Here is a 26,326-nt window from a genome sequence, read left to right on the forward strand (position 1 = left end):
GTATTCCCTCTGCTTAGTGGGCGACGCCGGCAGCGCCGTGTTCGTCGATAAGTTTGCCGCTGACAAAGCGGTCAATACTGAAAGGTGCCGCAATCGGATGGGCGTAACCCTTCGCCAGAGTCCAGGCAAACACATTGCCGGAGCCCGGCGTGGCCTTGAATCCACCGGTTCCCCAACCACAGTTAAAGAATAAGCCTTTCACCGGCGTGGCTGACAGGATAGGACAGGCGTCCGGGCAGGTGTCGACTATGCCACCCCACTGACGGTTCATGCGGACCCGCGAGAAGATCGGGAACATCTCCACCATCGCCTGCAGGGTATGTTCAATGGTCGGATAACTACCACGCTGACCATAGCCATTGTATCCATCGATACCGGCGCCAATGACAAGATCGCCTTTATCCGACTGGCTGCAATAGCCGTGTACATGGTTGGACATCACCACGGTATCCAGAATCGGTTTGATCGGTTCAGACACCAAAGCCTGCAAGGGATGTGACTCCAGTGGCAGCTTGATACCCGCCATACGTGACAACACGCCGGAGTTACCTGCAGCAACGCAACCCACGGTTTCAGCTCCGATAAAGCCCCGATTGGTTTCCACACCGACAATCTGGCCATCTTCAATACGCATGCCGGTGACTTCGGTTTGCTGCAGCAGATCAACACCCAGGGCATCAGCCGCACGGGCAAAGCCCCAGGCCACTGCATCATGGCGTGCTACGCCGGCACGCGGCTGCCAGGATGCACCGAGTACTGGATAACGCGTTGCCGTTGAACAATCCAGAATCGGACAAATTTCCTGCACCTGCTTGGCATCCAGCACTTCACCATCGATACCGTTAAGACGGTTAGCATTGACGCGACGCTGAATATCACGCATATCCTGCAGGGTGTGCCCAAGGTTGAGTACACCGCGTTGGGAAAACATCACGTTGTAGTTCAGATCCTGCGACAAGCCTTCCCAGAGCTTCATCGAATGCTCATAGAGAGCAGCCGCTTCATCCCAAAGGTAGTTGGAGCGCACAATAGTGGTATTACGTGCCGTGTTCCCACCACCCAGCCAACCTTTTTCAACTACAGCCACATTAGTGATGCCGTGTTCTTTGGCCAGATAATAGGCGGTTGCCAGACCGTGACCTCCACCACCAATAATAATCACATCATATTTGTTCTTGGGAGTCGGGTTACGCCACATGCGCTGCCAGTTTTCATTGTGTGACAGAGCCTGTTTAGCCAGACCAAAACCTGAATAACGCTGCATGATAAATTCTCCTGTGCCTGATTAGGCGCGGGTTTCGGTGTAAACGGGGAAACGGGCACAAAGCTCAGCCACTTTGTCGCGTACGCTGGCTTCGATTGCATCAGTTGCTTGACCGGCACTCATCACATCCAGAATGTCACAGATCCAACCCGACAGGGTGCGACATTCACTCACACCAAAGCCACGAGAAGTCACAGCGGGTGTGCCAATACGCAAACCCGAGGTAACAAACGGACTCTGCGGATCGTTAGGCACCGAATTTTTGTTGACGGTAATATGCGCACGCCCCAAAGCCGCATCAGCAGCCTTTCCGGTCAAACCCTGACTGATCAGCGACAAGAGGAACAGATGATCTTTGGTACCACCGGAAATCACCTCGTATCCCCGCTCAATAAACACGCCGGCCATCGCCTGGGCATTACCCAATACATGCTGCTGGTAGGTGATAAACTCCGGTTCCATCGCTTCTTTGAAGGCAACCGCTTTGGCGGCAATCACATGCATCAAGGGCCCGCCCTGCTGACCTGGGAAGACCGCACCATTGAGCTTCTTATGCAGAGCCTCGTCATCACTTGCCGTCAGAATCAAACCACCGCGTGGACCCCGCAGGGTTTTGTGTGTAGTGGTTGAGACCACATCGGCAAAGGGTAAGGGGCTGGGGTAAAGTCCTGCAGCGACCAAGCCGGCAATATGCGCCATATCCACAAACAGTACCGCACCCACTTCATCAGCGATCTGACGAAAACGTGCCCAGTCCACAATCAGCGAATAGGCTGAAAATCCGGCAATGATCATCTTTGGCTGATGCTCACGTGCCAGCCGCTCCACCTCATCGTAATCGATTTCTCCCGTGTCAGGATTCAGTCCATATTGCACCGCTTTGTAATACTTGCCGGAGAAGTTCGGCGCAGCACCATGGGTCAGGTGACCACCATGCGCCAGGCTCATTCCCAGAATGGTATCACCAGGATTCACCATCGCCATAAATACCGCCGCGTTGGCCTGAGCACCCGAGTGTGGCTGCACATTGGCGTAGCGGGCACCGAAGAGCTTGCAGGCACGCTCAATTGCCAGCGCTTCGACCTTATCAACCGCTTCACAGCCGCCGTAATAGCGCTTTCCCGGATAACCTTCTGCGTACTTGTTGGTCAGTTGCCCACCCTGCGCTTCCATCACCCGGATACTGGTATAGTTTTCGGACGCAATCAGCTCAATGTGCGCTTCCTGACGCTGCTGTTCTTCATTCAGCATCTGCGCCAGATCGGCATCATATGCCTGGATCGAGTCGAGTCGGGAATAACCATCACGGTTGATCATTGTGTTCTCCTGTAAATTCATCCACACCTGGCTTGAATGCCATTTGCAGCAGATGTTAGCCCTACATAGCTAAAATCAGATGTGTACCTGCGTCAGTAGGTGATACATTTGCGACATGGATATCAATTTGCGACACAGCCTGTAGTTTAGCCTGACAAACTCGGGCTGTCAGAAATCCACCACGACATTGCCTTTGGGTCGGCTACAGCAAGACAGAATATAGCCATCGGCCACATCTTCATCGGTGATACCGCCATTGTGCTCCATCTCCACTTCGCCTGATTTAAGCTCGACCCGGCAGGTGCCACAGATCCCCATACCGCAGGCTTTAGGAATATGCAGCCCCAGTTTTGACGCCGCTGCATGCACGGTTTCAGTGGGCAAGATGCGTACACTTTTGCCGGAACTGGCAAACTCCACCTGCAGCAGATCGGCCTGCTGAACATCCTCGGCCGCTTGCTCGGCCTGCTCAACCAGTTCAAGCACCTCTTCTTCGACTTCAATGGGCGTCGCACCAAAGGACTCTTCATGGTAATGCGCCATATTGAAGCCGTTTTGCTGCAGGATATTCTTCACCGCATTCATGTAGGGCGTTGGACCACAGCAAAAAATTTCCCGCTCCAGATAATCCGGCGCGATCAGTTCCAGCATGCGCTGATTCACATAACCACGCAGGCCATACCAGGACTCGCCTAATTCATCACTGCGTTCACAGACGATGTGCAGTTTGAATTCAGGGATACGGGAAAAGATATGCTCCATCTCACGATGATAAATAATGTCTTTTGGCGAGCGGGCACTGTGAATGAAGTTGATATCGATTGCTGCATTGGTATCAAAATACCAGCGCACCATCGACATCAGCGGGGTGATGCCAACACCACCAGATAAAAACAACGCTTTTTCGGCTGGATAGTCGATACAGTTAAAATTACCGACCGGCCCGTGCACCGCCAGATTATCGCCCTGCTTAAGATTATCATGCAACCAGTTAGATACTATGCCACCCGGCATACGTTTGACGGTAATAGAAAAACTGTAGGGCACCGACGGCGAACTGGATATGGTATAAGAGCGCATAATCGGCACACCATCGATTTCCAGCTCCAGGGTCACGAACTGCCCCGGTTTGAAGAAAAACAGTACCGGCTGCTCTGCCATAAAGCAGAAGGTTCGGACATCCCAGGTTTCCTGTATCACCTTGACGCAACGCACCAGGTGTCGTCCGTTAGACCAGGTCTGGGTAGTAATCGGGTTCATGAAGGTATCAGTCATGCGGTTCATCCATCAGCTGTTGGTCAGTTCATTGTCATTATTGGCCCTGTCTGCACATTGTCGACCTGCACAGATACGACCATTGTTCTGTCTGCGACATCAGCTAGTCTAATCCCCCCGATTAAAGCGTTTTTTTCATCCATCAGGTCGCTTTGTAATCTGCGGATGTCGTCAGTGAATAACTGTCATATCCAGCTCTATTCCACACTTGCTTCACGGACATATCGGAAGCCCGGTAAAACTTTAAACCTGGACCCTAAAGCAGGACAAGCATAATGAACCTGAATACCTCACAGATGCTGGAAGACCCTTTGGCAAGCGTGCGCAAAACGGCTGCTGTCATGCTGATCAAACGCAAACCCAACTACTCGCTTGAACAGCCGTTTTACAATGATGAACGCATCTACAGGCTCGATATTCAGGAGATCTTCGAAAAAGAGTGGATATTTGCCGGTATGACCTGCGAAATCCCGACAAAGGGCAACTTCATCACCCTGAATATAGGTGAAAATCCGATAGTCATCGTCCGCGGTACAGAAGGTGCCGTGCATGCCTTTTTCAACGTCTGCCGTCACCGTGGCTCTCGTCTGTGTGTCACGGAAAAAGGCAAGGTCGCGAAACTGGTGTGCCCTTACCACAAGTGGACTTACGAGCTGGATGGTCGTCTGCTATTTGCCGGTTCCGACATGGGTGAGCAATTTGACCTGGCTGCTCACGATCTCAAACCCGTTCATGTGAAAGTGGCGGGAGGCTATATTTTCGTCTGCCTGGCTGAGCAACCACCAGAATTTGAGGCCTTTACTGAAGAACTGAAACACTATCTGGAACCCTATGACACAGAAAATCTCAAGGTAGCCGTTCAATCTGATATAGTCGAAGATGCCAACTGGAAACTGGTGATAGAAAATAACCGTGAATGTTACCACTGTAACGGTTCACACCCTGAGCTGCTGAACTCCCTGCAACAGTTTGATGACACCGACGACCCGCTGGCTACACCGGAATACAAAACACTGGTAGCACGCAAGCAAACAGACTGGGACGCTATGGGTGTTCCCTACACACTGAAATATTTCGGTAAGCGTAACCGCATGACACGCACGCCATTGCTAGACGGTGTGGTATCCATGACCATGGACGGCAAACCCGCCTGCAAAAAACTTATGGGCCGCATTACCAGTCCGGATATGGGTTCACTACGTATACTGCACCTGCCCAACTCCTGGAACCACTGGCTGGGTGACCACGCTATCGTATTCCGTGTACTGCCACTGGGACCGCAAAAAACCCTGGTTACCACTAAATGGCTGGTACACAAGGATGCCGTGGAAGGTGTCGACTACGATCCGGAGAATATGCGCAAAGTCTGGGATGCCACTAATGACCAAGACCGTGTCCTGGCAGAAGAGAACCAGCGTGGCATCAACTCCATCGCTTACCAACCCGGCCCTTACTCGGAAACCTTCGAATTTGGTGTAATCGACTTTATCAACTGGTACAGCGACCGCATCATCGAAAACACCGGCCACTAAAAAAAAGGGGTCAGTACCCTTTATTTTTTAAATAAAGGGTACTGACCCCTTTTTGCTTACTCTCGGACACGAATTAGCTCTGAATAATTCAGGCTTTCAGGGCTGATCGTCCCATCTACTCTGGCCTGTTCACGTAGTTGATCCAGCGTCAGTTCATCACTGATCCAGCCTTTTTCCTGTGCAAAACCATCGCCAAATCCAGGCAGCAACACCCGATAATCCAGCAGGCCGGTCCATATCGAATGCTCAGGATCATGACGCAACAAACTGGTGACGCAGTTATCCAGTAACGTATTGTAGAAACGTGGTTTCTCAAGAATATCGGTAACATCAGCCATTAAGCCACGAAAAAGATAGGCTTGTTGCTCTTCATTCAGTTGCAAACGATAGAGCAAAACCCGCTCGACACGAATGTGGCTTCGCAGGCCAATAATGTCAGCCTCTGTGCCCAGCACCAGCATTTTAGGATACTGATTCAGCATCCCCTTCATCGGACTGTACTCTTGCTCAGGCCGCAAACGTGCCTCAAACGAAACCGCCAGATATTGGCCATCGGCAAAGCCAAAACTGACGAAAGCATGAGCCAGGCCCATGCCGGAGAAATGCGACACGCCTAACCAGACATCCTGCAAAAGATCTATGTCATAAGTAGATTGCCTAAGGTCTGCTGAGCGTATTTCTCCAGAAGAGTCATAGCGAAAATCACGTAGATGATTGACCTGAAAATAGCGATTAGCTACAACTGTCACTTCAGGCAATTGTGTTTGCCCAAGTACCCATGGCCCTTGATGCGTAGATTGACGAAAACCCAGCAGCACCACTGTGGCAATCACCCCCAGCAATACACTCCAGCCCATCCTTTTACCCCAGTGCTTTTGCATGTTTATATCCTAATCATACCTAAAAGGGTCACCCTTTATAAAAAGGGTGACCCTTTTAGAGAAAATCTATCATATTGATTAAAATTTAATCACAATCGGCCGATATGGATTAAATAGCTACAGTATAATCCCAGGGAGATATCATGGCATTGCTGATTTATGACAACGGACTTATCACTAACCCACCTGCACGCATGCTAACCGGGGAGCGCAATGTCGAAGAAACTCAGGCCGTTAGCAAAGATCGACAGTTTGACCACGCAGGGCAATTAGGCAAGGCAACATTCCCCCTGACAGGAGAAAACCCAGGCCTGTTATCAGGGCGCTCACGTATTTATCTGGATACAGAACGAGAATCCGAATCATTAAAGGAGCGTAGAAAGCTTCAGGCACTGCACATTATGAGCAGTCCAGTGATCACGATCACCCCTTCTACCTCAATATCCAGCGCCTGGCAAACAATCCACACAGCAGAAATTGATCACTTAATCGTTGTTGGCCCCAATTTGCAACCCATTAGCCTGATCACCAGTACCCAGTTGATTCAAGCGGGTATTGACTCTGAAGAAGCTGTCGCCTCACTGCTAACGCACCAAGTCGCTATTGTTACCACTGACACTCTGGTTCGGGACATCGCGCAGTTTTTTATCGAGCAGAAACTCACCGCTCTGCCAGTGGTCAGCATCGATGAGCACCGTTTAGTCGGTATTATCTGCCGCAGCGATCTGCTGAAACTGCTGGTAAGTGGCCCGAACGTCAGCTACAGCGTCTGACAGGCTAACAGTGCCTGTTTTACCTCGGGCTGCAACAAGCCCGGATTCGCTGAGAGTTCACTGATCAGCTCATTCAGCCCTGGCAAGGGCCTGTCAGCATGCTGAGCTTTCACTAATCGAACACAGGTTAACGGATCAGCATCCGCAGGCAGATCTGCGCCAAGTGCTTGCAAACGCTCACGAAAATCAACCTCATCGACCAAATCAGCAAACATCATCGCTTAGTCCTCACTTCCCTCAAGTCACTTCGGCTAACACGGCGGCACTCAACTTGCAGGCGGCATATTTAAATTCCGGTATTTTACCAAAGGGATCCAGTGCCGGGTTAGTTAAAATATTTGCGGCCGCTTCAACATAGCAGAAAGGTACAAACACCATGCCCTCCGGCATCTGCGGATCGATACGAGCGACCAGGGTGATTTCGCCACGTCGGGTGGTGATAGTGAGCGCATCACCCGGTTGCAGCCCGTATTTAGCCAATTCAGCCGGTGCCAGGCTTGCCACGGCCTCGGGCTCCAGTGCATCCAACACCCGAGTACGGCGGGTCATGGAGCCCGTATGCCAATGTTCCAACTGACGTCCCGTCGTTAAGACCACCGGGAAGTCGGTATCTACCGGCTCATCCGGTGGTAGAAGACGTGTCGGCGAGAAACGTGCTTTGCCAGTCTCGGTCGGGAAAGCATCCGTATAAACCACATCCAGCCCTGGCTGATCGTCAGCGGGGCAAGGATAGGTTACCGATTGCTCTTCATCCAGCCTGTCCCAACTAATATGATCCAGCGATGCCATCCCCTGCTTCATCTCGGCAAATACATCACGGGGATGCTGATAGTGCCAGTTCAATCCCATACGATTAGCCAGTGCCTGAATAATCCACCAATCCGGTTTTGCCTCACCGGGTAAAGGCACAGCGGCACGACCCATTTGCACCTGACGGTTGGTATTGGTCACCGTACCATCCTTCTCGGCCCAGGCAGAGGCAGGCAAGATAACATCAGCAAACTGAGCGGTTTCAGTAACAAACAGATCCTGCACCACCAGGTGTTCCAGTTTAGCCAGTGCCGCACGTGCATGTTCAAGATCAGGATCAGACATCGCCGGGTTCTCACCGAGAATATACATGCCCTTGATGCTACCGGCATCGATGGCATGAATGATCTCCACTACCGTTAGCCCTGGTTTGCTGCTCAGAGGCGTAGACCAGAGTTCTTCAAAGGCTGATTTTACCTGTGCATCCGTCACTGGTTGATAATCCGGCATCACCATGGGTATCAAACCGGCATCCGAGGCTCCCTGTACATTATTCTGCCCGCGTAACGGATGCAGACCGGTACCAGGGCGACCGGTTTGGCCACAGGCCAGCGCCAGCGAGATCAGGCAGCGCGCGTTGTCTGTACCATGAGTATGCTGTGAAATGCCCATGCCCCAGAAAATCATCGCCTTGTCGGCCTGAGCATAAAGGCGGGCCACCTCACGGATTTCTTCTGGTTCGATACCACACAAGGGGGACATCGCCTCAGGGGTCATATCGGCAACATGGATTTTCAGCGCTTCAAACCCTTGAGTATGTTCATCAATATAACGCTGATCATAAAGCTCTTCAGTCACGATCACATTAAGCAGGGCATTAAACAACGCTACATCAGTACCCGGAGAGAAACGTAACACCTTGTGTGCATAGGCACTCAGTGACTGCCCACGCGGGTCGATAATAATGATCTTGGTGCCTTTTTTAGCCGCCTGCTTAAAGAAGGTGGCCGCCACCGGATGGTTTACTGCCGGGTTACAGCCGGTCAGGATCACCACATCCGCCTGGGTCGCCTGCATAAATGAGGCGGTCACCGCACCGGTACCGATACATTCAATCAGCGCCGCCACGGAGCTGGCATGACACAAACGGGTACAGTGATCGACATTGTTGCTGCCAAAACCGGTTCTGACCAGTTTCTGGAACAGCCAGGCTTCTTCATTGGAACACTTGGCACTGCCAAACCCCGCCAAAGCCTCGGCGCCATAGGCCGCACGCAAATGCGACAGGCCACTGGCCGCCATATCCAGGGCTTCATCCCAGTCAGCTTCACGGAAATGTGTTAACGGATTCGCCGGATCAAAATTGGGATCAACTCCTTTGGGCACCCCTTCACGCCGAATCAGCGGCCGGGTCAGGCGGCTGGCATGATTGGGATAATCAAAGCCGAAGCGTCCTTTGACACACAAACGCCCCAGATTGGAGGGCCCTTGCCGCCCGACTACATTTACAATTTTGTCGTCACGCACCTGATAGGTCAATTGACACCCCACGCCACAATAGGGGCAGACCGAGTCGACCTGTTTATCTATGGCGGAGGAATCACCCACACCCTCGGCATTCACCAGGGACGCTGGCATCAGCGCGCCGGTGGGGCAGGCCTGTACACACTCACCACAGGCAACACAGGTGCTGTTACCCATCGGGTCATCAAAATCAAATACGATTTTAGATTCAGAGCCACGATGCGCCAGACCGATAACATCGTTCACCTGCACTTCCCGACAGGCGCGAACACACAGGTTACAGTCGATACAGGCATTCAGATTCACCGCCATGGCACTGTGTGAACGGTCAATACGCTCCGGCGTTGCCGCTCTGGCAGGCAGCTTCTGCTTCACTGCTGTGGCATCCACTGCCAACAGGTCAGCCATCTGCCAGAAATGGCTGGCACGATCCGGGCTCTGCTCACGCTCTGGCTGATCAGCTACCAGCAACTCCAGCACACCTTCCCGGGCGGTCATGGCACGTTTGGAGTTCAGGCTATGTACCACCATGCCAGGTGTGGCTTCGCGAATACAACTGGCGGCCAGCACACGCTCGCCTTCAATTTCCACCATACAGGCACGGCAGTTACCATCGGCCCGATAGCCAGCAGCATCTTTGAAGCACAGGTGTGGAATGGTTTCACCGGCACGCTTGGCAACCTGCCACAGGGTTTCACCTTCATAAGCCGTTACCGATACGCCATCCAGTGTCAGTTCAAATGCAGTCATGACTTACCCCTTGACGATGATATTGGCCGCACTGAGTTCAGCGCGAAAATCCTTGAGCAGACCCAGCACCGGATTGGGTGCAGCCTGACCGAGACCACAAATCGAAGCATCCATCATCACCTGAGACAAACGCTGCAGTTGCAACACATCCCACTCCTGCTCAGTGAGCAGATCCAGCATCTTTTCAGTACCGACACGACACGGAGTACACTGACCACAGGACTCATCACGGAAAAAGGCCATCAGGTTTTTGGCGACCTGCTGCAGATTATCCTGATCGGACAACACCATTACCGCCGCTGAACCGATAAAACAGCCTTCGGCCTGCAGGGTATCAAAATCCAGCGGAATATCGGCTTTGCTGGCCGGCAAAATACCACCGGATGCGCCACCAGGAAGATAGCCCAGCAACTGCTGCCCTTCGGGTAGCCCGCCGCAATACTCATCAATCAATTCATTCAGGGTGATACCCGCCGGTGCCAGATGCACACCAGGTTTATTCACACGGCCCGATACAGAGAAAGAACGCAGCCCTTTGCGCCCATGGCGCCCCTGGGAGGCAAACCATTCAGCCCCCTTGGCATGAATCAGGGGAATCCAATACACCGTCTCCACATTATTTACCAAGGTGGGACGGTCAAACAGGCCTTTTTGCGCCACAAAAGGTGGACGATGACGCGGTTTACCTGGCTTGCCCTCCAGTGACTCGATCAACGCCGATTCTTCACCACAGATGTAAGCCCCGGCACCACGACGGAGGACGATATAGCCAGGATCAATAATAGCGGCCTCTTCCAGCTCGGCAATGGCAGCCCGCAAGAGTTTGTTCACACCCGGATATTCATCACGTAAATAGATATATAAGGCACTGGCTTCTATCGCCCAGCTGCTGATCAGCGCGCCTTCAAGGAAACGGTGTGGATGACGCTCCAGATAATAGCGATCCTTGAAGGTGCCTGGCTCACCTTCATCCGCATTGATTACACAGTAACGCGGTGCCGCTTCAGCGCGCACAAACTGCCACTTTTTAAAGGTTGGAAAACCGGCACCACCGAGGCCACGAAGGCCAGCTTGCTCCATCATCGCCATCAGCTCTTCAACTGTTTGATGACCTGCGCGACAGGCTGCCAGCAGTTGATAGCCGCCCTCGCTCTGATAAGCTGCTAAAGGCTGCCAGTTAACTTCGGCTGGCTCATATGCCTGCACAGCCAGAGCATGAGCAACCTTCTCAGGCGTAGCCTGCTCGATGTGATTATGGGCTAATTCCAGTACCGGCGCGGCATCGCAGCGGCCCATACAGGGCGCATGCACTAGCCGTACAGCGGCAGGGTCCAGTTGCTGTTGCAAGGCCTGACTCAACGCCTCCGCCCCGGCCATCTGACAGGCAAGTGAATCACACACACGGATAGTCACAGCAGGCGGGGGCAACTCATTATCATGCACCAGATCAAAGTGGGCATAAAAACTGGCGGTTTCATAAATGCTAGCCATAGGGAGATTCATACGCTCGGCTAAAGCGCGTAAGTGTGCCAGGGACAAATAACCGATATTATCCTGAAGGCGATGCAAGTGTTCTATGAGCAAATCACGATGATTTGGCGAATCCCCCAGGATTTGATTGACTGTATCCAGCGCCGCCGCTTGAGTCATCCGACCACGCTGTCCGGCACGAGTTTTCCGCCGCCCGGCAGGACGGGAAATTTCCGGTGTGTTCTGGCTCATTACAGGTCTCTTTTATACTTATCGAGTCGAATGGCCAATGATCGCATCCAGGCTTCAGGATCGCAATTGATCCAGTACTTGTCCACACTGACATGTCTCAGGTGAACAAGACAGTGTCGCTTAGAGTATAGCGCCTCGTCTAACTCAGATTACCCAACCTGGCTGCTGCTTGCGACACGTTCTCCGCCCCCTGATAAATCTCAGTCATGATATCGCTGACCCGGCTGATACTTTCTTGCCCTGCCTCTGCTGACCGACGTGCTTCGGTGGTGTTGCCTGTCAAGGTACTGAGCAACTTATGGTTCTGACTGACTACATCTGCAATCATCTTGGTTGACTCACTGGTGCGGAAGGCCAGTTGTCGCACTTCATCAGCCACGACAGCAAAGCCTCGTCCTTGTTCTCCGGCTCTTGCCGCTTCAATCGCCGCATTCAATGCCAGTAAGTTGGTCTGATCAGCGATGGACTTGATGGTGGCAACAATCGACTGAATGCTTTCAGACTGCACATTCAGCTTCACTATCAACTCATTGACCTCGTCAACTTTGATTGCGATCTGCCGGGAAGTTTGCACGGCCAGGTCCAATGAAGACAAGCCTTGCTGGGCAATTTGTGCCGTTTCCTCAGAGGTACTACTGGCCAGTGCAGCGGCTTCACGTATGGCCAGGTCCAACTCAACTTTATCAGTGATATCGGCTGCAAATTTGATTACCTCAACAACTTTCCCCTGGTCGTTTTTGATTGGATTGTAGGTGGCTTCCAGCCATATTACCTGTCCACGGGAATCGAGTCGCTCAAAGCGTCCAGACTTAAATTCACCACGCTGCAGCTCTGCCCAGAAATTCGGATTCTCCTGATAGAAGGCATCCTTACAAAAAATACGGTGGTTTTTGCCCTTTAGTTCGTCAAACCGATAATTAACAGTTTTCAGAAAATTATCATTCGCAGAAATAATACTGCCGTCAGGTGTAAACTTAATCACCGCCATTGAACGGTCCAGTGCATGCAATACAGCCGACTGTTGATCTGATTCAATTTTACGCAGTGTCACATCAGCCGCAATTTTCAGAACTTTATAGACCTTCCCGTTAGCATCCGTGACGGGGAAATAGGTCGCTTCCAACCATAAAGGCTGACCCTGAGCGTTAATTCGTTCAAAGGTGCCTGCTACCGAACGACCGGATGCCAGGGTTTGCCAGAGTTTTGCATAATCCGGGCTTTGGGCAATATGCTTTGGAGAAAAAAGACGATGATGCTGACCAGAAATTTGATCCGCCTGATAACCAGTGGCCTTTAAGAAAAGCGCATTAGCTTCCAATATGTTGCCCTGGACATCGAATTCGATGAATGCCATATGTGCTTTCAATGAATTAAGATCATTTTCAAGGCGTTGCAGTGATAGTTTTAGGGCGGGTAGTGACGGTGCGTCTTTAGTTCTAAACAGCATATGTGAATCCATAAATGACAGATTATAGAAACCACATTGACGTCCTGTTTCTGCTGACGCAGAGAACAAAACGCTTCCATGCTGTTAAGACGCTATGGGCTCTTCTTATTGTATGTACGTGCCATATAAACAGCATGGATCAATATACGCACAAAAAATAAGTAAATCCAACAAAAACAGCGCTTTTGCTTGATATAACCACCTTTAATGAAAGGATGTTTTACCAGGCAAAAACGCTGAGCACCTTCTCTTTTAAGAACCGTAAATCAACTCCGGAAGCCACAGTGCAATCTGCGGAAACATGACCAGCAGAGCAAGCCCCAATATCTGTAGCAAGATAAAAGGAATAGCGGCCAGATACAGATCGTAGATGGTCACCGAGGGCGGTGCCACCGATCGCATATAGAATAGATTATAGCCGAAGGGTGGTGTCAGATAAGCTGACTGCATACTGACGATGAACAGGATGGCAAACCAGACAGGGTCAAAACCCAGCAATTCCACTACCGGCACAAATAGTGGTACGGTGATAAAAACGATGGCAAAGTCATCCAGAAACATACCCAGCACATAATAACAGGCCAGCATAGCCACTATAACAGCCATAGGTGCCAGGCTACTGTCTTCAACCAGATCCTGTAGCAGATAACCCGCTCCCAGGCCGATGTACACCTTACTAAAGAAAATTGCCGTCAATGTAATCCAGATCAGCATCCCCATGATTCGGGTTGTATCCAGCAACACATCTTTCATCATATTAAAGGTGAGCGTACGGTAGATAGCTGCACAGATAACAGCACCCGCGGCCCCAATCGCTGACGCTTCAGATGGCGTGGTAATCCCGAGGATAATACAGGCCAGTACGGTGACAATCAGTGTGCCGGGTAATATCAACGCCTTCAGCGAGCGCAACTTACCCTTCCAGTCGACTCGCTCCGCTTCAGCCAGTGGTGGAGCGATAGATGGGTTAATACGGCTCACAATCAGGATATAAATGATGTAGATAGCTGCCAGCATTAATCCTGGAATCAACCCGGCGGCAAATAATTTACCGATAGATTCTTTGGCAAGAAAAGCATATAAAATCATCAATACGCTCGGTGGAATCAGGAATCCCAGCGCACCACCAGCCATGATCGTACCGGTCGCAAGCTTCTTGCTATAGCCTCGTTTCAACATCGCGGGCAGGGCAATTACACCAAGACTGACCGTCGCTGCACCTGAAACACCTGCCATTGCAGCGATCAGTGCGCAGAGCACAATAGTCCCTACACCCAAGCCTCCGGGTTGCGCTCCCATCAGTTTGTTCATCATTTCAAACAAATCATCGGTAATACCGGATCGCTCCAGCATTAACCCCATGAAAATAAACATCGGCAGTGCCACCAGGATAAAGTTATCCATAGATGAAAATGCACTGATAGTCAGTAGCTCAAGCGCACCTGAACCCCAAAGGAAATAAGCAAACCCCATACCTACAGTCAGCAAAGACCAAGATAAGGGTGTTCCCAGTAACAGCATGACAAACATCGCGGCAAACATGCCGAGTGTTATCAATAAAGGATCAATATCTGACACCTTATGTACCTTTTATCGTTATGGATTTATAAAGCGGTCGGACTTAACCGCACAATAATACTCTATGCTTCAGTGCTCAGCTTCCACACCTCGGTCAGCACAAGCATCACAACCGACATTAAATGCGACACAAATGTCCCGAACCAAATGTGCAGCACTTTGTAAGGCTATAAGTCCGACAGCCAGTGGCAATACAGTTTTAAAAGGATACAAAGGCGGTGCCCAGGTGCTGCGAGAAGACACTTCGGCACGCTGCCAGGAGTCCCAGGCAAAATCCACAGACGCAACAAAAAACATGATCAGAACGAATAACACCAAAGAGCCTGTCAGCGTATCGACGATGGCTTTACCTCGACGGGAAAACAGATGATAGAGAGCTTCACTACGCACATGGCCCTGATAGCGGTGAGTATAGGTGCCCGCCATGATACAGAATGTACCGTATAGCATAGTGGTCACTTCGTGTGCCCAGGATGTTGGGCTGTTGAAGAAATAGCGGGCAGCTATTTCATAGAGCATCACTGCAATGATGGCAAGGCACATCCAGGAGATGGCCTTACCAACAGTTTCAGAGAGTCTATCAACCCAGCTAACTAAGTGACAGACCGAAAGCATCAGGCACGACCCGTTGCTAACGCTGTTTCTTTGAGAATATCGATAGCCTTGCGGTTGCGTTCAGACTTGGCGGCTTCATCTTCCCAAATCACTTCAGCTGCACGGCGAAGACGTGCAGAATCTTCCGCATTCAGTTTGTTCATTTCAAATTTGCCACTGCCGCCAGCATCGATTGAACCACTGACCATCCAGGTATTCATGTGTGATGCATGCTTCTCGTAAGCCAGCTCCATCACTTTTTGCTCTTCTTCAGACATGGCATTCCAGACATCCATATTCACCAGAATCTGGTCGCAGTAGCCCGGATACACCATACCCAGTGACGTGTAATGCTTAGCCACTTCATAGAGTTTCATACCGACGTATTCGTTGGTACCGGCATAAATAACACCATCAATAGTACCGGTGCTCAGACCTACATAAAGCTCGGAACCTGGCAGGAATACGGTTGGAATATCGAAAGCCTGAAGGATACGTGCTACGGCAGGCGTTGCACGAATACGCATATTTTTCAGATCTTCCAGACTATTCACTGGCTCTTTGGTCAGCAAATCAAACGGCCCACCAAAAATAGGACCCATGTAATGCACATTATTCTCAGCATAGGCTTCACGAATCAGTTCCAGCAAACCTTTGTGACGGAACACATATTGTGCTTCATCATAGCTGGTCCAGGCTCCAGGAAGGCCTGATTCAATACCGGCGATATCCAACTGACCCGGCCAGTAACCTGCATAGCCCTGACACATATCAATGGTGCCATTGCTGACAGCCTGAAACATTTCCGCATCAGGTACCAGTGAACTACCGGTAAAGTGGCGAACACGCAGTGTACCATTGGAAGCGGTACGCACATCGCCACCAAAAGCAGCAAAAACATCAGACGCTTCACGACCCCAGTAGGTTTGCATACGCAAGTTGGTGGTTGCAAATGCGGACGTGGAAGCCATTGCCAAAGGCGCTGCAACAGCACCTGCCGCTGCGGCTTTCAGGATATTACGTCTGTTCAGGTTAGGTTTGCTCATTTATGTGTCACCTTATCTTTGTTGTTGGTGAGTGTTTATATACAACACCCTGTTTGCATTAAACCGTACATATCCATGCCGGATCTAACACGAAAACTCGATTTGTATCAATCCAAAAAACACCACTGTGGACTCTAAAACAGCCGCCCTAGTAAGGTCTTGCAAAATACTCCGGAATTTATTTGCAAATTCTCCGGATCAGTTCGGTTTATCCAGGCTCAATACACCTTCTTCGAGCAGCACTTTCATCACAGCATCAGCTGTCGCATCAACCGACAGGTTCTGTAAAACCTGCCCACCACTGGCTTCAGCTTTGGCCGCAGCGGCCTTGAATCTGTCTCTTGCTGAGCTAGCCTTAATGATTTTCAAGCGTTTGGGACGCTTTCGTGCGGGCTGAAAGTCCCAGTCACTACGATCCAGATCAGCTTTTACTTCCGCACTCAGCTGCACCAGCTCACCCCGACGTGCCGGACCAAACGCCGACTGTCGTGCAACCGGTGCCGCCGAATCCAAGGCCAGTACAGCAGGCAAGGAAACTTTCAGACGTCGACGCTGACCTCGTGGTAGCGCTTGTAATAGTGTCACTGTACCGGCTTGCAAATGCTCGATCTCCGCCAATCCACTAACAACTGGCCAGCCTAGACGCTGAGCCAAGAGGTAAGGCAATAGTCCGGAGCCTTCCCCCGATTCAGCTCGGCCACCACATAGCACTAATGAGACCTGCTGTTGGCGAACAAACGCTTCCAACACCGGGACAACATCCGCTTCAACAGGTTGTTGAAGCAGATGCAGTTCAGGCACCCCCATTCCCAAATAGCCTCGCAACGCTGCTTCCGAGGTGTCATCAACCCACCCGGCATGCACGGGTAATAGCTCAATATCTGGCAAACTAAGTGCCATTTCCAGTGATCTGGCATCCTGATCGGCACGCCGAGCCCTACCGGTAACCGGATGCTGACCAATTGACAAGAGTGCTGCCACCTTGCAAGGTGAGGCAAACCTGGAAGGCGGGTTAGGCAACATGGCGCTTCTCCTGTTTCAGTGCAGTAACTTTTTCAGTGAGCTTTTCCAGTATCGCGGTGGCATCACCGATCACCGCCAGATCCGCACGTTTAACCATATCGCAGCCGGCATCGGTATTGATGGCAATCACCTTGTCGCAAGTCTGAATGCCCTGAAGGTGTTGAATAGCACCGGAAATGCCCACGGCCAGATAAACACGTGCTGTCACCCAGGTTCCGGTGGCTCCTACTTGTCGGTCACGTGGCATAAATCCATCATCCACCGCTACTCGGGATGCCCCTTCTGTTGCGCCCAGTACCTTAGCCGCGGTATGGAAACCCTGCCAGTCAGTCACACCGTTCCCCCCGGACAGAATAAATTCAGCTTCTGCCAGGGATACACTGGCCGGATCAACGGCGACCGGACCCAGATCTTCAATCCGTTGTAAGGATTCAACCTGTGCAGCACGCAGCGTATACTCGGTAGCTTCATGCCGCGTATCACTGACCGGTTCAGCACATTCAGACAACGCCAGCACAACACGCGGCAATTCACGGGTAATATCCACTGTGGCTGCCGCGCCGCGACAGATACACTGAGGCTCTTCAGCATCCAGCCGTACCTGCCAGACACCGGTAGCAGCTCGGACATTAATCTGTACAGCCAAACGCCGTCCCAAATCACCACCGCCTAATCCAGAATCGGGAAATAACCAGTATTCAGGTTGCACATCAGACTCCAATTGTAACAATCGCGCCAGGCGTAGTTCAGGGGAGTAATTATCGAAGGTGGTATCACTCAGGTGCAATAACCTGTCCACCCCGGCATCAGCAAAACCTTGCTCTTTATGGGAACCGAAAACTACTGCCAACACCGCTGTCTGCGGTTGCCGCACTGCCAACTGCTGTGCCAATCCGAATAGGTCTTTATCTTGCGCGCTCAAACGCCCACCCTGCATATCGGGCACCACCACTATATAAGCAGCCGGTGACTCGATACGCTGCAAAGGTCGACTGTCTGCAGCAACACTAGGCGACTTAGCGGCTGAAACACTTCCCCCCTGCCCACCACTGCGATCAATACGGCGCAGACCATTCGGACCGATAAATCCGACCAGATGAGGGTTGCGGCGCTTGATACCCTGAGGACTTAGCCATTCGGCAGGGTTATCCGTGCTATTCAGAGCAGCCACCACAGCGTCATGCTGTGGATGTAAACGGTTACGCCGTATCTGCTCGCGACGCGGATCCCGACGAAGGATATCGCTCATAAGCTGACCTCCTCTGCTTTCGATGTTTCCGGTGCTTCCAAAGAGACTTCCAGTGCATCGGCAACCATTTCAGCTATATCCAGCACCTGGGGTCGGGGTTCCACCACCCCTTCCAGCATTGCCATACACTGAGGACAGCCAACCGCCACCTGCTCTGCAGAGGTTGTACGTATATCGTCCATACGCATATCGGGAATGCGCTGCTTACCGGGAATATCGGTGATCGGTGCGCCACCACCACCGCCACAACAGCGGGAACGAAAACCGGAGCGCTCCATCTCCACGACTTCAATACCCAGCGCTTTGAGCACATCTCTCGGCGCTTCATATTCACCGTTATAACGCCCCAGGTAACAGGGATCGTGATAGGTGACTTTACCACCTTTGTGAGCACGGAGTTTAATCTTGCTTAGCTGGCGCAACTGATTGATATAGGTGGTGTGATGGTAAACCACATACTCACCGCCAAATGCTGCATATTCATTTTTCAGCACATGGAAACTGTGTGGATCGCAGCTGACAATGGCACGAAAACTGTATTTAGACAGGGTTTCAATATTACGTTTAGCCAGCGACTGAAAGGTGGCTTCATCACCGAGGCGACGTGCCAGATCACCGCAATCACGCTCTTCATTTCCTAACACGGCAAAGTTAATTCCGGCGGCACGCAGAATTTTAATGAAGGCTCGCAGGGTGCGCTGATTGCGCATATCGAAGGCTCCATCGCCCAGCCAGAGCAACAGATCGGTACGTTTCACATCAGACAACAGGGGCAGATTCAGGTCCGCTGCCCAGTTCATTCGTGAGCCTGGATTAAAGCCACCAGGATTATCCGTGGCGATCAGATTGTCGATCACCTCAGCGCCCTTGTTAGGCGTTTGTCCACGCTCAAGGGTCAAATGACGACGCATATCCACTATCGCATCGACATGCTCAATCATCATCGGACACTCTTCGACACAGGCACGGCAGGTAGTGCAGGACCAGAGGGTTTCCGCATCCACCAGTCCCTGACCTTCACGCGCTACAATCTGCGCAAACGGACTGCCCTGATGCTCGCCTACCGGTTTACCAGGATAAGGAGAGCCGGCATAGCCAGCATCAGTACCACCGGCTAACCCTACCACCATGTCCTGAATGAGTTTTTTCGGATTCAGCGGTTGACCCGCGGCATAGGCCGGGCAAACCGCTTCACAGCGACCACACTGAACACAGGCATCGAACCCAAGTAATTGGTTCCAGGTAAAATCGGCAGGCTTTTCTACTCCCAAGGGCGCATCCACATCGTCCAGATTAAGCGGTTTCAGGCCGGTCGAGCGACCGCCGCCAAAACGTTCAGCGCGACGATGAAAGGCCAGATGTAAGGCACCAGCGAAGGCGTGTTTCATCGGACCACCCCAGGTCATGCCGAAGAACATTTCACCCATCCCCCAGGTGATCAGCACCAGAAGCACGACCGTCAGTAACCAACCGCCCGTTTCAGCCGGTAGCACACCGGCAACCGGCAGAGTCAGCAGAAAGAAGCCCAGCGAGAAGGCCAACAGGCTTTTCGGCAGGCGCATCCAGGGCCCTTTGGACAGACGTGACGGTGGATTAATCCGGCGTTTGGCCACCAACAATGCGCCACAAAACATAGCCGCTGTTGCCAGCAGTAAGGCCCAGGCCAAAATAGCACTGTGCCACTGCAAACCATGCACCAGTATGGCCAGAACAGCCGCCAGAACGAAGCCACCGGCTGTTGCCACATGGGTGTGCGAAATAAACTTATCCCGCGCCACCACGTGGTGCAGATCAACCAGATAGCGGCGTGGCATGGCGACCAGACCGGCCAGTAAAGCCACTGGCGAAGGTCTGCCATTACGCCATAATCGAATACGGCGTACAGCACCGATCACCGCTAACAGCAGCGCCAATCCTATCAACAAAGGTAACAGCACGTTCAACATAACCCAGCCCTGTATCAGAAGTCCTTGCAAAGACGCAGCGCATCATAGATGGCTGCATGGGTGTTACGCGGTGCCGTGCAGTCACCGATACGAAACAACACAAAGCTGTCTCCGTCAGTCGGCTCACTCAAACAGGGTTGGGGTTTGATGTCATACAAGGCGGCAACATCGATTTGGCCCTTGTTCAGCGACTGGGGTTTCAGCGCGTAATACAGCGCTTCATCCGGGCGGACGCCATTTTCTACCACCACCTGATCAACCACACGCTCTTCCAACTGACCGGTATACTCATTTTCCAGCACGGCTACCAACTGGTCACCCTCTCGGTAGACTTTGTGTAACGCCAGATCTCCGGTCATGATCACCTCTTTCGGATAGAGGCTACGGTAATAGGTCGGGAAGGTAGTCCCGCCGACGGCGGCACCGGGTTTGATATCATCAGTAACCAGCTCCACCTTGCTGCCTTTTTCAGACAAATAATCGGCTGTCGACATGCCGGTGAACTCACAGATGGTGTCATACACCAGCACATTGTTACCCGGAGCGACCTTGCCATCGAGAATATCCCAACTACTGACAACCAGACCCTCTTCAGCACCCCAGTCGGGTACTTGTTCAATAAAGGGTTTGCCACCGACAGCCAGAATAACCACATCCGGTTGATCCGCTTTGATCATCGCTTCATCAGCATAGCTATTCAGCCGCACATCCACCTTCAGACGGGCCAGTTCCAACTGATACCAACGGGTAATACCCGCCATTTGATCGCGCTGCGGCGCTTTGGCGGCCAGGGTAATCTGCCCACCAAGTTGTGCCTGAGCTTCAAACAGCACCACCTGATGACCGCGCTCAGCCGCCACCCGGGCCGCTTCCATACCAGCAGGGCCACCACCAACCACAACAACCTTGCGTACAGGCCCTTCGGTTTTTTCAATAATATGCGGCAAGCCCATGTATTCACGTGAGGTGGCGGCGTTTTGAATACACAACACATCCAGCCCCTGGTACTGGCGGTCGATACAATAATTGGCCCCGACACACTGACGTATCTGGTCGATCTGACCCATCTTGATCTTGGCAATAATGTGCGGATCGGCAATATGCGCACGGGTCATACCGACCATATCCACATAGCCCCCTTCCAGAATACGCTGAGCCTGGTTGGGATCTTTAATATTCTGCGCATGAATAACCGGTGCCTTGACCACCTCTTTAATACCCGCAGCCAGATGCAGGAAAGGCTCCGGCGGGTAAGACATGTTTGGAATCACATTCGCCAGGGTGTTATGGGTATCACAACCGGAACCTATAACACCGAAGAAATCTACCAGGCCAGTGGCATCATAATAGGCAGCAATCTGCTTCATATCGTCATGTGTTAAACCGTCCGGATGGAACTCATCACCACAGATACGCATACCGACAACAAAATCCTCGCCCACTTCCTCACGTACCGCTTTAAGCACTTCCATACCGAAACGCATGCGATTTTCGAAACTGCCACCCCACTCATCGGTACGCTTGTTAACACGAGGGCTCCAGAACTGGTCAATCAAATGCTGGTGTACAGCGGAAAGTTCTACGCCATCCAGCCCTCCCTCTTTGGCACGGCGTGCTGCCTGAGCAAAGTCGCCGATGATGCGCTGAATCTCTTCCGGCTCAATGGTTTTACAGGTAGAGCGATGCACCGGTTCACGAATACCCGAGGGGGACAACAGCGTTGTCCAGTTATAACCGTCCCAGCGCGAGCGACGCCCCATATGGGTAATCTGGATCATGATTTTGCCGCCATGCTTGTGCACCGCATCGGCAAGGTTCTGAAAATGCGGGATGATACGGTCAGTGGAAAGATTGACCGAACTCCACCAGGCTTGCGGGCTGTCGATGGACACCACCGAAGAGCCCCCGCAGATACACAGACCACAGCCGCCCTTGGCTTTCTCTTCGTAATACTTCACATAACGTTCGGTGGTCATACCCCCATCAGTGGCATGGACTTCGGCATGTGCGGTACTGACCACCCGGTTACGGATGGTCAGCTTACCGAGCTGAATCGGTTGGAAAATGGCATCGAACTGGGACATAGGTTACTCCTGCACAGCAACATTAAAGCTTGGGACGGGTGACGAAATAACCCACATCATGACCGGCTTCAGCACCGCTTTGGGTCTGTTCAGCCACTGTTCGCAGCGCACTGCCCTGAGCTTCCAGAATCTGGTCCATCGCTCCGGCAAACCAGCCGGTAAACATATATTCAATCTTGCGATTTACCTTGCCGTAGTGGTACACAAACGCGGAATGTTCCAGACGCACCTTGCAAATACCGGCCTCAAGATCGATGGCTTCAGTGATGAATTTTCCCCAGCCACGCTGAGACAGGCGTTTCATATAGTGCTCAAACACCTCAACACCGCTCAGGCCGTGAAGTTCGGCTTCTTTTTCACACCAGTGCCAGGCACTTTTATAGCCGGCTTTATAGAGAATTTCGGCATAACGCTCAGGACCCAGTTCTTCTTCAATCGCCTGATGGTTATTAATAAAAAAGTGCCTGGGTACATACAGCATAGGCAGGGCATCCGATGTCCAGATACCGGTTTCACTATCCACTTCGATCGGCAGTTCAGGGGCCATTTTCGTCACAACACTCACCTTAGATTTTTTTGTTTATTGACAGATTGATTGGGTTGCTTGCGGCTTATTCGCCCCAGACATCCTTAAGTACACGCACCCAGTTTTCACCCATAATTTTGCGTACCTGTGCTTCGCTCATGCCACGCTGAATCAGGGTTTCAGTCAGATTGGGAAACTCACCGACAGTGCGGATGCCTAAGGGATTAACAATTTTGCCGAAACGTGTCAGGCGGCGCGCGTAGCCCTTGTCATGCGTCAACCATTCAAAAAACTGCTGGTCATGGCCCTGGGTAAAGTCAGTGCCTATGCCTATAGCGTCCTCACCGACAATATTCATCACGTACTCTATGGCTTCGGCGTAATCATCGATGGTGGAATCGATACCATTTTTCAGGAAAGGAGCAAACATGGTGACGCCGACAAAGCCACCGTGATCGGCGATAAACTTCAGCTCTTCATCAGATTTATTACGTGGATGTTCTTTCAGACCGGACGGCAGACAATGCGAGTAGCACACCGGTTTTTTTGATTCCAGAATCACCTCTTCTGAGGTTTTCGAGCCGACGTGGGACAGGTCACACATCACTCCGACGCGATTCATTTCTGCAACGACTTCACGCCCAAAACCGGATAAGCCGCCATCACGTTCATAGCAGCCGGTACCCACCAGATTTTGGGTGTTGTAACACATCTGCACGATGCCCACGCCAAGCTTTTTGAATACCTCGACATAGCCTAGCTGATCTTCAAAAGCATGTGCATTCTGGAAGTTCAGGATAATGCCGGTTTTATTCAGTTCCTTGGCCTTGTGGATATCAGCCGTGGTTAGCACCGGCATGACCAGATCGGCGTTATCACGCATCAACTTATTGGTGTCAGCAATATTATTGATAGTTGCCTGAAACCCTTCCCAGACTGACACAGTACAACTGGCGGCTGTCAGACCACCTTTACGCATATCCTCAAACAACTCGCGATTCCATTTCGCGATGATCAGGCCATCAATGATGATGGCATCCTGGTGCAATTCAGCGGGTGTCATGGCAGTTACTCCGATTAAGCTCGCAAGTCACAATTAACTATTGAGATGCAGAATAGCCCTACCCCCACTCAGTTGACCCTATGGAAACGACGGCAATAATTCTAAAAACGTCAGCACTTACTCAGTAGCGACTTTTTTATCAGTAACAGGATCTGAAATGTTCACCACTGGTGCACAGCAACACGTGCTAAGTACTTAATGACAAACTGATTACAGATTTTTCCATAAGATAATGTGCATATGCAGCATGAAACCCTTGTTTAAATGCAGTGAAAGTCTTGAATTTATATCTACTTATCTGGCTTTAACTCCTCAGTCGCTGGACTAAACTTAAGTCAGATTAGTGGGCGGTTTTATCAAACCGCGAAGCCAACTGGACTCATTATGAGGATACGATCATGTTGACCTATACAGAATGCCTGGAAATGTGCGGCCTCAGCGATGACGAAATCGAAGCGATTGCAGAGCATGAGCATCTGGAACCTATCGTTGCGATGGCGCTGGGTAAATATATGGTTGAACACAATGCCAGCGCTCAAATCAAGCAGTACATCCTGGATGATATCGAATTGGCAAGAGCTCAGGGTAACAGTGTAAAAATGGCTTTATTGAGTCAGACGCTATGTCACTTTATGACCACGCACCCAGACTGCTGCCAAGGCGCATCAAGGGTCGCCTAACAGAACAACTTGTAGTGCCCCATTCCCCTTAGGGGAACGCAAAACGGAACGTTGATCTTGGTGCATACCAAGGCAATACGTTCCGTTTTTTTTGTGCTAGAAATGAGTTGTGGTGGTGTTACTGGCGAACACCTTCAACCACTAAATCCAGGTAAACCGTTTCAGCCGCAGGGCCCAGGTTAAACTCGGCACCAAAATCAGGTAAATGCAATTCAGCAGTACCGGTAAAGCCTGCCCGGTATCCACCCCAGGGATCTTCGCCCTCACCCACTTTCTCTACGTCAATATCGATGCTTTGGGTCTGGCCAAGCCATGTCAGATCACCAGTGAGTGTCCCTTTATCATCACCTAGATCTTTATATCCGGTACTGACAAAGCGAGCTTCAGCATACTGGCTAACATCCAGGAAATCGGAACTACGTATGTGTCGGTCACGCTCAGCATGATTACTGTCAACCGAGTCTAAATTGATCAGCACATCAGCCTTTGTCACCGCAGGATTATCTGCATCATAGCTGAAGCTACCACTGAATTCGTTGAAACGGCCAACAACGTAACTCACACCCAGATGGGATATTTTGAAATTTATAGAGGCATGAGCCCCCTGGGTATCAATAGTATAATCAGCGGCAAACAACGGTGCTGCCAGAAAAGCACTGGCCAGAGCCAAAGGTTTCAGTTTAGTTGCTATCGTCTTAGTTGCTATCATCAATGTTCTCCGATTGCAGGCCCAGCATACGTGTGAGCGTTGCGTCTTTGTCAATAAAATGGTGTTTAAATGCTGCCAGTGCATGGATGGCAATCAGTACCATCAACAGCGTAGCAGCATAAAAGTGTATTTCAGCAGCCAACTCTTCCTGTCGGAGAGCAAGTCCGGGTATTGCCGGTAGACTGAACCAGCCAAACACTTCAATCCCTCGTCCATCCGCCGTCGAAAATAGATAACCCGACGCCAGTATCGTAACCAACAACAGATAGAGTCCAAGGTGTCCCAACGAAGCACCCAGGCGCTCCCATCGATGTTGGCTCAACTGACGTGGGCTGGGATTAATCCAGCGCCAGAACAAACGCATGCACAACACCAACATCAACAGCACACCGATACTGCGATGCCAGTCAGGATAGATACGGTAGCCAGGATCATAATAGCCCAAAGAGACTATATATAACCCCAGCGGATACATGCCCAGTACAACCAGAGCAACCAACCAATGCAGCAGTATGCTCACCCAACCAAAGGTGCTTACTGTGTTTTTCACTTGTCGAATGTAGTGCATTGCATTTTCTCCCTGGTTACATTGC

General features: G+C 51.3%; 22 protein-coding genes and 1 pseudogene. 3 read left to right on the forward strand and 20 right to left on the reverse strand.

The features are described from left to right. Nucleotides 1-13: 13 nt before the first annotated feature. The 3 genes from F5I99_RS12215 to F5I99_RS12225 form a co-directional block, all read right to left on the reverse strand. Nucleotides 14-1,264: a sarcosine oxidase subunit beta family protein gene (locus F5I99_RS12215; RefSeq protein WP_151056390.1), complete on the reverse strand. Its 1,251-nt coding sequence runs from the start codon at nucleotides 1,262-1,264 to the stop codon at nucleotides 14-16. Between the two features lie 21 nt (nucleotides 1,265-1,285). After that, complete coding sequence (glyA, locus tag F5I99_RS12220) at nucleotides 1,286-2,581, reverse strand: serine hydroxymethyltransferase (RefSeq protein WP_151056392.1); 1,296 nt, start codon at nucleotides 2,579-2,581, stop codon at nucleotides 1,286-1,288. A 168-nt stretch (nucleotides 2,582-2,749) separates the two neighbouring features. Then, on the reverse strand, nucleotides 2,750-3,856 hold the full coding sequence (locus F5I99_RS12225) for a hybrid-cluster NAD(P)-dependent oxidoreductase (protein ID WP_151056394.1): 1,107 nt from the start codon (nucleotides 3,854-3,856) through the stop codon (nucleotides 2,750-2,752). 275 nt (nucleotides 3,857-4,131) lie between these two features. On the opposite strand from F5I99_RS12225, the gene F5I99_RS12230 reads away from it, so the two are divergent. After that, on the forward strand, nucleotides 4,132-5,388 hold the full coding sequence (locus F5I99_RS12230) for an aromatic ring-hydroxylating oxygenase subunit alpha (RefSeq protein WP_151056396.1): 1,257 nt from the start codon (nucleotides 4,132-4,134) through the stop codon (nucleotides 5,386-5,388). A gap of 56 nt (nucleotides 5,389-5,444) precedes the next feature. On the opposite strand, the gene F5I99_RS12235 is transcribed toward F5I99_RS12230, so the two are convergent. Beyond that, nucleotides 5,445-6,269: a lipoprotein N-acyltransferase Lnb domain-containing protein gene (locus F5I99_RS12235; RefSeq protein ID WP_151056398.1), complete on the reverse strand. Its 825-nt coding sequence runs from the start codon at nucleotides 6,267-6,269 to the stop codon at nucleotides 5,445-5,447. Between the two features lie 143 nt (nucleotides 6,270-6,412). On the opposite strand from F5I99_RS12235, the gene F5I99_RS12240 reads away from it, so the two are divergent. Continuing rightward, nucleotides 6,413-7,042, forward strand: coding sequence for a CBS domain-containing protein (locus F5I99_RS12240; protein ID WP_151056400.1), 630 nt, complete (start codon nucleotides 6,413-6,415; stop codon nucleotides 7,040-7,042). On the opposite strand, the gene F5I99_RS12245 is transcribed toward F5I99_RS12240, so the two are convergent. The 14 genes and pseudogenes from F5I99_RS12245 to F5I99_RS12305 all read right to left on the reverse strand — a co-directional run bounded on the left by F5I99_RS12245 (nucleotide 7,030) and on the right by F5I99_RS12305 (nucleotide 24,344). After that, nucleotides 7,030-7,260, reverse strand: a complete 231-nt coding sequence (locus F5I99_RS12245) for a hypothetical protein (protein WP_151056402.1) — start codon at nucleotides 7,258-7,260, stop codon at nucleotides 7,030-7,032. The two genes, F5I99_RS12240 and F5I99_RS12245, sit on opposite strands and share 13 nt — an antisense overlap. Before the next feature lie 19 nt (nucleotides 7,261-7,279). Continuing rightward, nucleotides 7,280-10,066, reverse strand: a complete 2,787-nt coding sequence (gene fdhF / locus F5I99_RS12250) for a formate dehydrogenase subunit alpha (protein ID WP_151056404.1) — start codon at nucleotides 10,064-10,066, stop codon at nucleotides 7,280-7,282. A gap of 3 nt (nucleotides 10,067-10,069) precedes the next feature. Next, nucleotides 10,070-11,788 carry an NAD(P)H-dependent oxidoreductase subunit E gene (locus F5I99_RS12255; protein ID WP_191905845.1) on the reverse strand — a complete coding sequence of 573 codons (1,719 nt, stop codon included), beginning with the start codon at nucleotides 11,786-11,788 and terminating at the stop codon, nucleotides 10,070-10,072. Nucleotides 11,789-11,927: 139 nt separating this feature from the next. Beyond that, the gene (locus F5I99_RS19970; RefSeq protein ID WP_233282128.1) at nucleotides 11,928-12,362 is read right to left on the reverse strand and encodes a methyl-accepting chemotaxis protein; all 435 of its coding nucleotides are present in this window, start codon (nucleotides 12,360-12,362) and stop codon (nucleotides 11,928-11,930) included. A 108-nt stretch (nucleotides 12,363-12,470) separates the two neighbouring features. Next, nucleotides 12,471-13,247, reverse strand: a pseudogene (locus F5I99_RS19975) (PAS domain-containing protein); the annotation flags it as partial. Nucleotides 13,248-13,487: 240 nt separating this feature from the next. Further along, nucleotides 13,488-14,813: a TRAP transporter large permease gene (locus F5I99_RS12265; protein ID WP_151056406.1), complete on the reverse strand. Its 1,326-nt coding sequence runs from the start codon at nucleotides 14,811-14,813 to the stop codon at nucleotides 13,488-13,490. A 69-nt stretch (nucleotides 14,814-14,882) separates the two neighbouring features. After that, nucleotides 14,883-15,428 carry a TRAP transporter small permease subunit gene (locus tag F5I99_RS12270; protein ID WP_151056408.1) on the reverse strand — a complete coding sequence of 182 codons (546 nt, stop codon included), beginning with the start codon at nucleotides 15,426-15,428 and terminating at the stop codon, nucleotides 14,883-14,885. Next, a complete protein-coding gene (dctP, locus tag F5I99_RS12275) occupies nucleotides 15,428-16,453 on the reverse strand; it encodes a TRAP transporter substrate-binding protein DctP (RefSeq protein ID WP_225307397.1) in 1,026 nt (341 codons plus the stop codon). Before dctP ends, F5I99_RS12270 begins: the two co-directional genes overlap by 1 nt. A 198-nt stretch (nucleotides 16,454-16,651) precedes the next feature. Beyond that, complete coding sequence (gene etfB, locus F5I99_RS12280) at nucleotides 16,652-17,476, reverse strand: electron transfer flavoprotein subunit beta (RefSeq protein WP_151056410.1); 825 nt, start codon at nucleotides 17,474-17,476, stop codon at nucleotides 16,652-16,654. Next, nucleotides 17,466-18,725, reverse strand: a complete 1,260-nt coding sequence (etfA, locus tag F5I99_RS12285; RefSeq protein ID WP_151056411.1) for an electron transfer flavoprotein subunit alpha — start codon at nucleotides 18,723-18,725, stop codon at nucleotides 17,466-17,468. Before etfA ends, etfB begins: the two co-directional genes overlap by 11 nt. Beyond that, nucleotides 18,722-20,671, reverse strand: a complete 1,950-nt coding sequence (locus tag F5I99_RS12290; RefSeq protein ID WP_151056413.1) for a (Fe-S)-binding protein — start codon at nucleotides 20,669-20,671, stop codon at nucleotides 18,722-18,724. The genes etfA and F5I99_RS12290 overlap by 4 nt, the downstream gene beginning before the upstream one ends. A gap of 14 nt (nucleotides 20,672-20,685) precedes the next feature. Then, nucleotides 20,686-22,755: a dimethylglycine demethylation protein DgcA gene (gene dgcA, locus F5I99_RS12295; RefSeq protein ID WP_151056415.1), complete on the reverse strand. Its 2,070-nt coding sequence runs from the start codon at nucleotides 22,753-22,755 to the stop codon at nucleotides 20,686-20,688. A gap of 22 nt (nucleotides 22,756-22,777) precedes the next feature. Next, a complete protein-coding gene (locus tag F5I99_RS12300; protein WP_151056417.1) occupies nucleotides 22,778-23,311 on the reverse strand; it encodes a 4-vinyl reductase in 534 nt (177 codons plus the stop codon). 55 nt (nucleotides 23,312-23,366) lie between these two features. After that, a complete protein-coding gene (locus tag F5I99_RS12305) occupies nucleotides 23,367-24,344 on the reverse strand; it encodes a dipeptidase (protein WP_151056419.1) in 978 nt (325 codons plus the stop codon). 398 nt (nucleotides 24,345-24,742) lie between these two features. Here F5I99_RS12305 and F5I99_RS12310 point away from each other — a divergent pair, with 398 nt between their 5' ends. Continuing rightward, nucleotides 24,743-25,024: a hypothetical protein gene (locus F5I99_RS12310; protein WP_151056421.1), complete on the forward strand. Its 282-nt coding sequence runs from the start codon at nucleotides 24,743-24,745 to the stop codon at nucleotides 25,022-25,024. Between the two features lie 118 nt (nucleotides 25,025-25,142). Here the strand turns inward: F5I99_RS12310 and F5I99_RS12315 are convergent, their stop codons facing one another. Both F5I99_RS12315 and F5I99_RS12320 read right to left on the reverse strand, forming a co-directional pair. After that, nucleotides 25,143-25,733: a YceI family protein gene (locus F5I99_RS12315; protein WP_151056423.1), complete on the reverse strand. Its 591-nt coding sequence runs from the start codon at nucleotides 25,731-25,733 to the stop codon at nucleotides 25,143-25,145. Continuing rightward, complete coding sequence (locus F5I99_RS12320) at nucleotides 25,720-26,301, reverse strand: cytochrome b (protein WP_151056425.1); 582 nt, start codon at nucleotides 26,299-26,301, stop codon at nucleotides 25,720-25,722. Before F5I99_RS12320 ends, F5I99_RS12315 begins: the two co-directional genes overlap by 14 nt. Nucleotides 26,302-26,326 lie beyond the last annotated feature (25 nt).

The sequence above is a fragment of the Nitrincola iocasae genome, from assembly GCF_008727795.1.
In the GTDB taxonomy this organism is placed as follows: Bacteria; Pseudomonadota; Gammaproteobacteria; order Pseudomonadales; family Balneatricaceae; genus Nitrincola; species Nitrincola iocasae.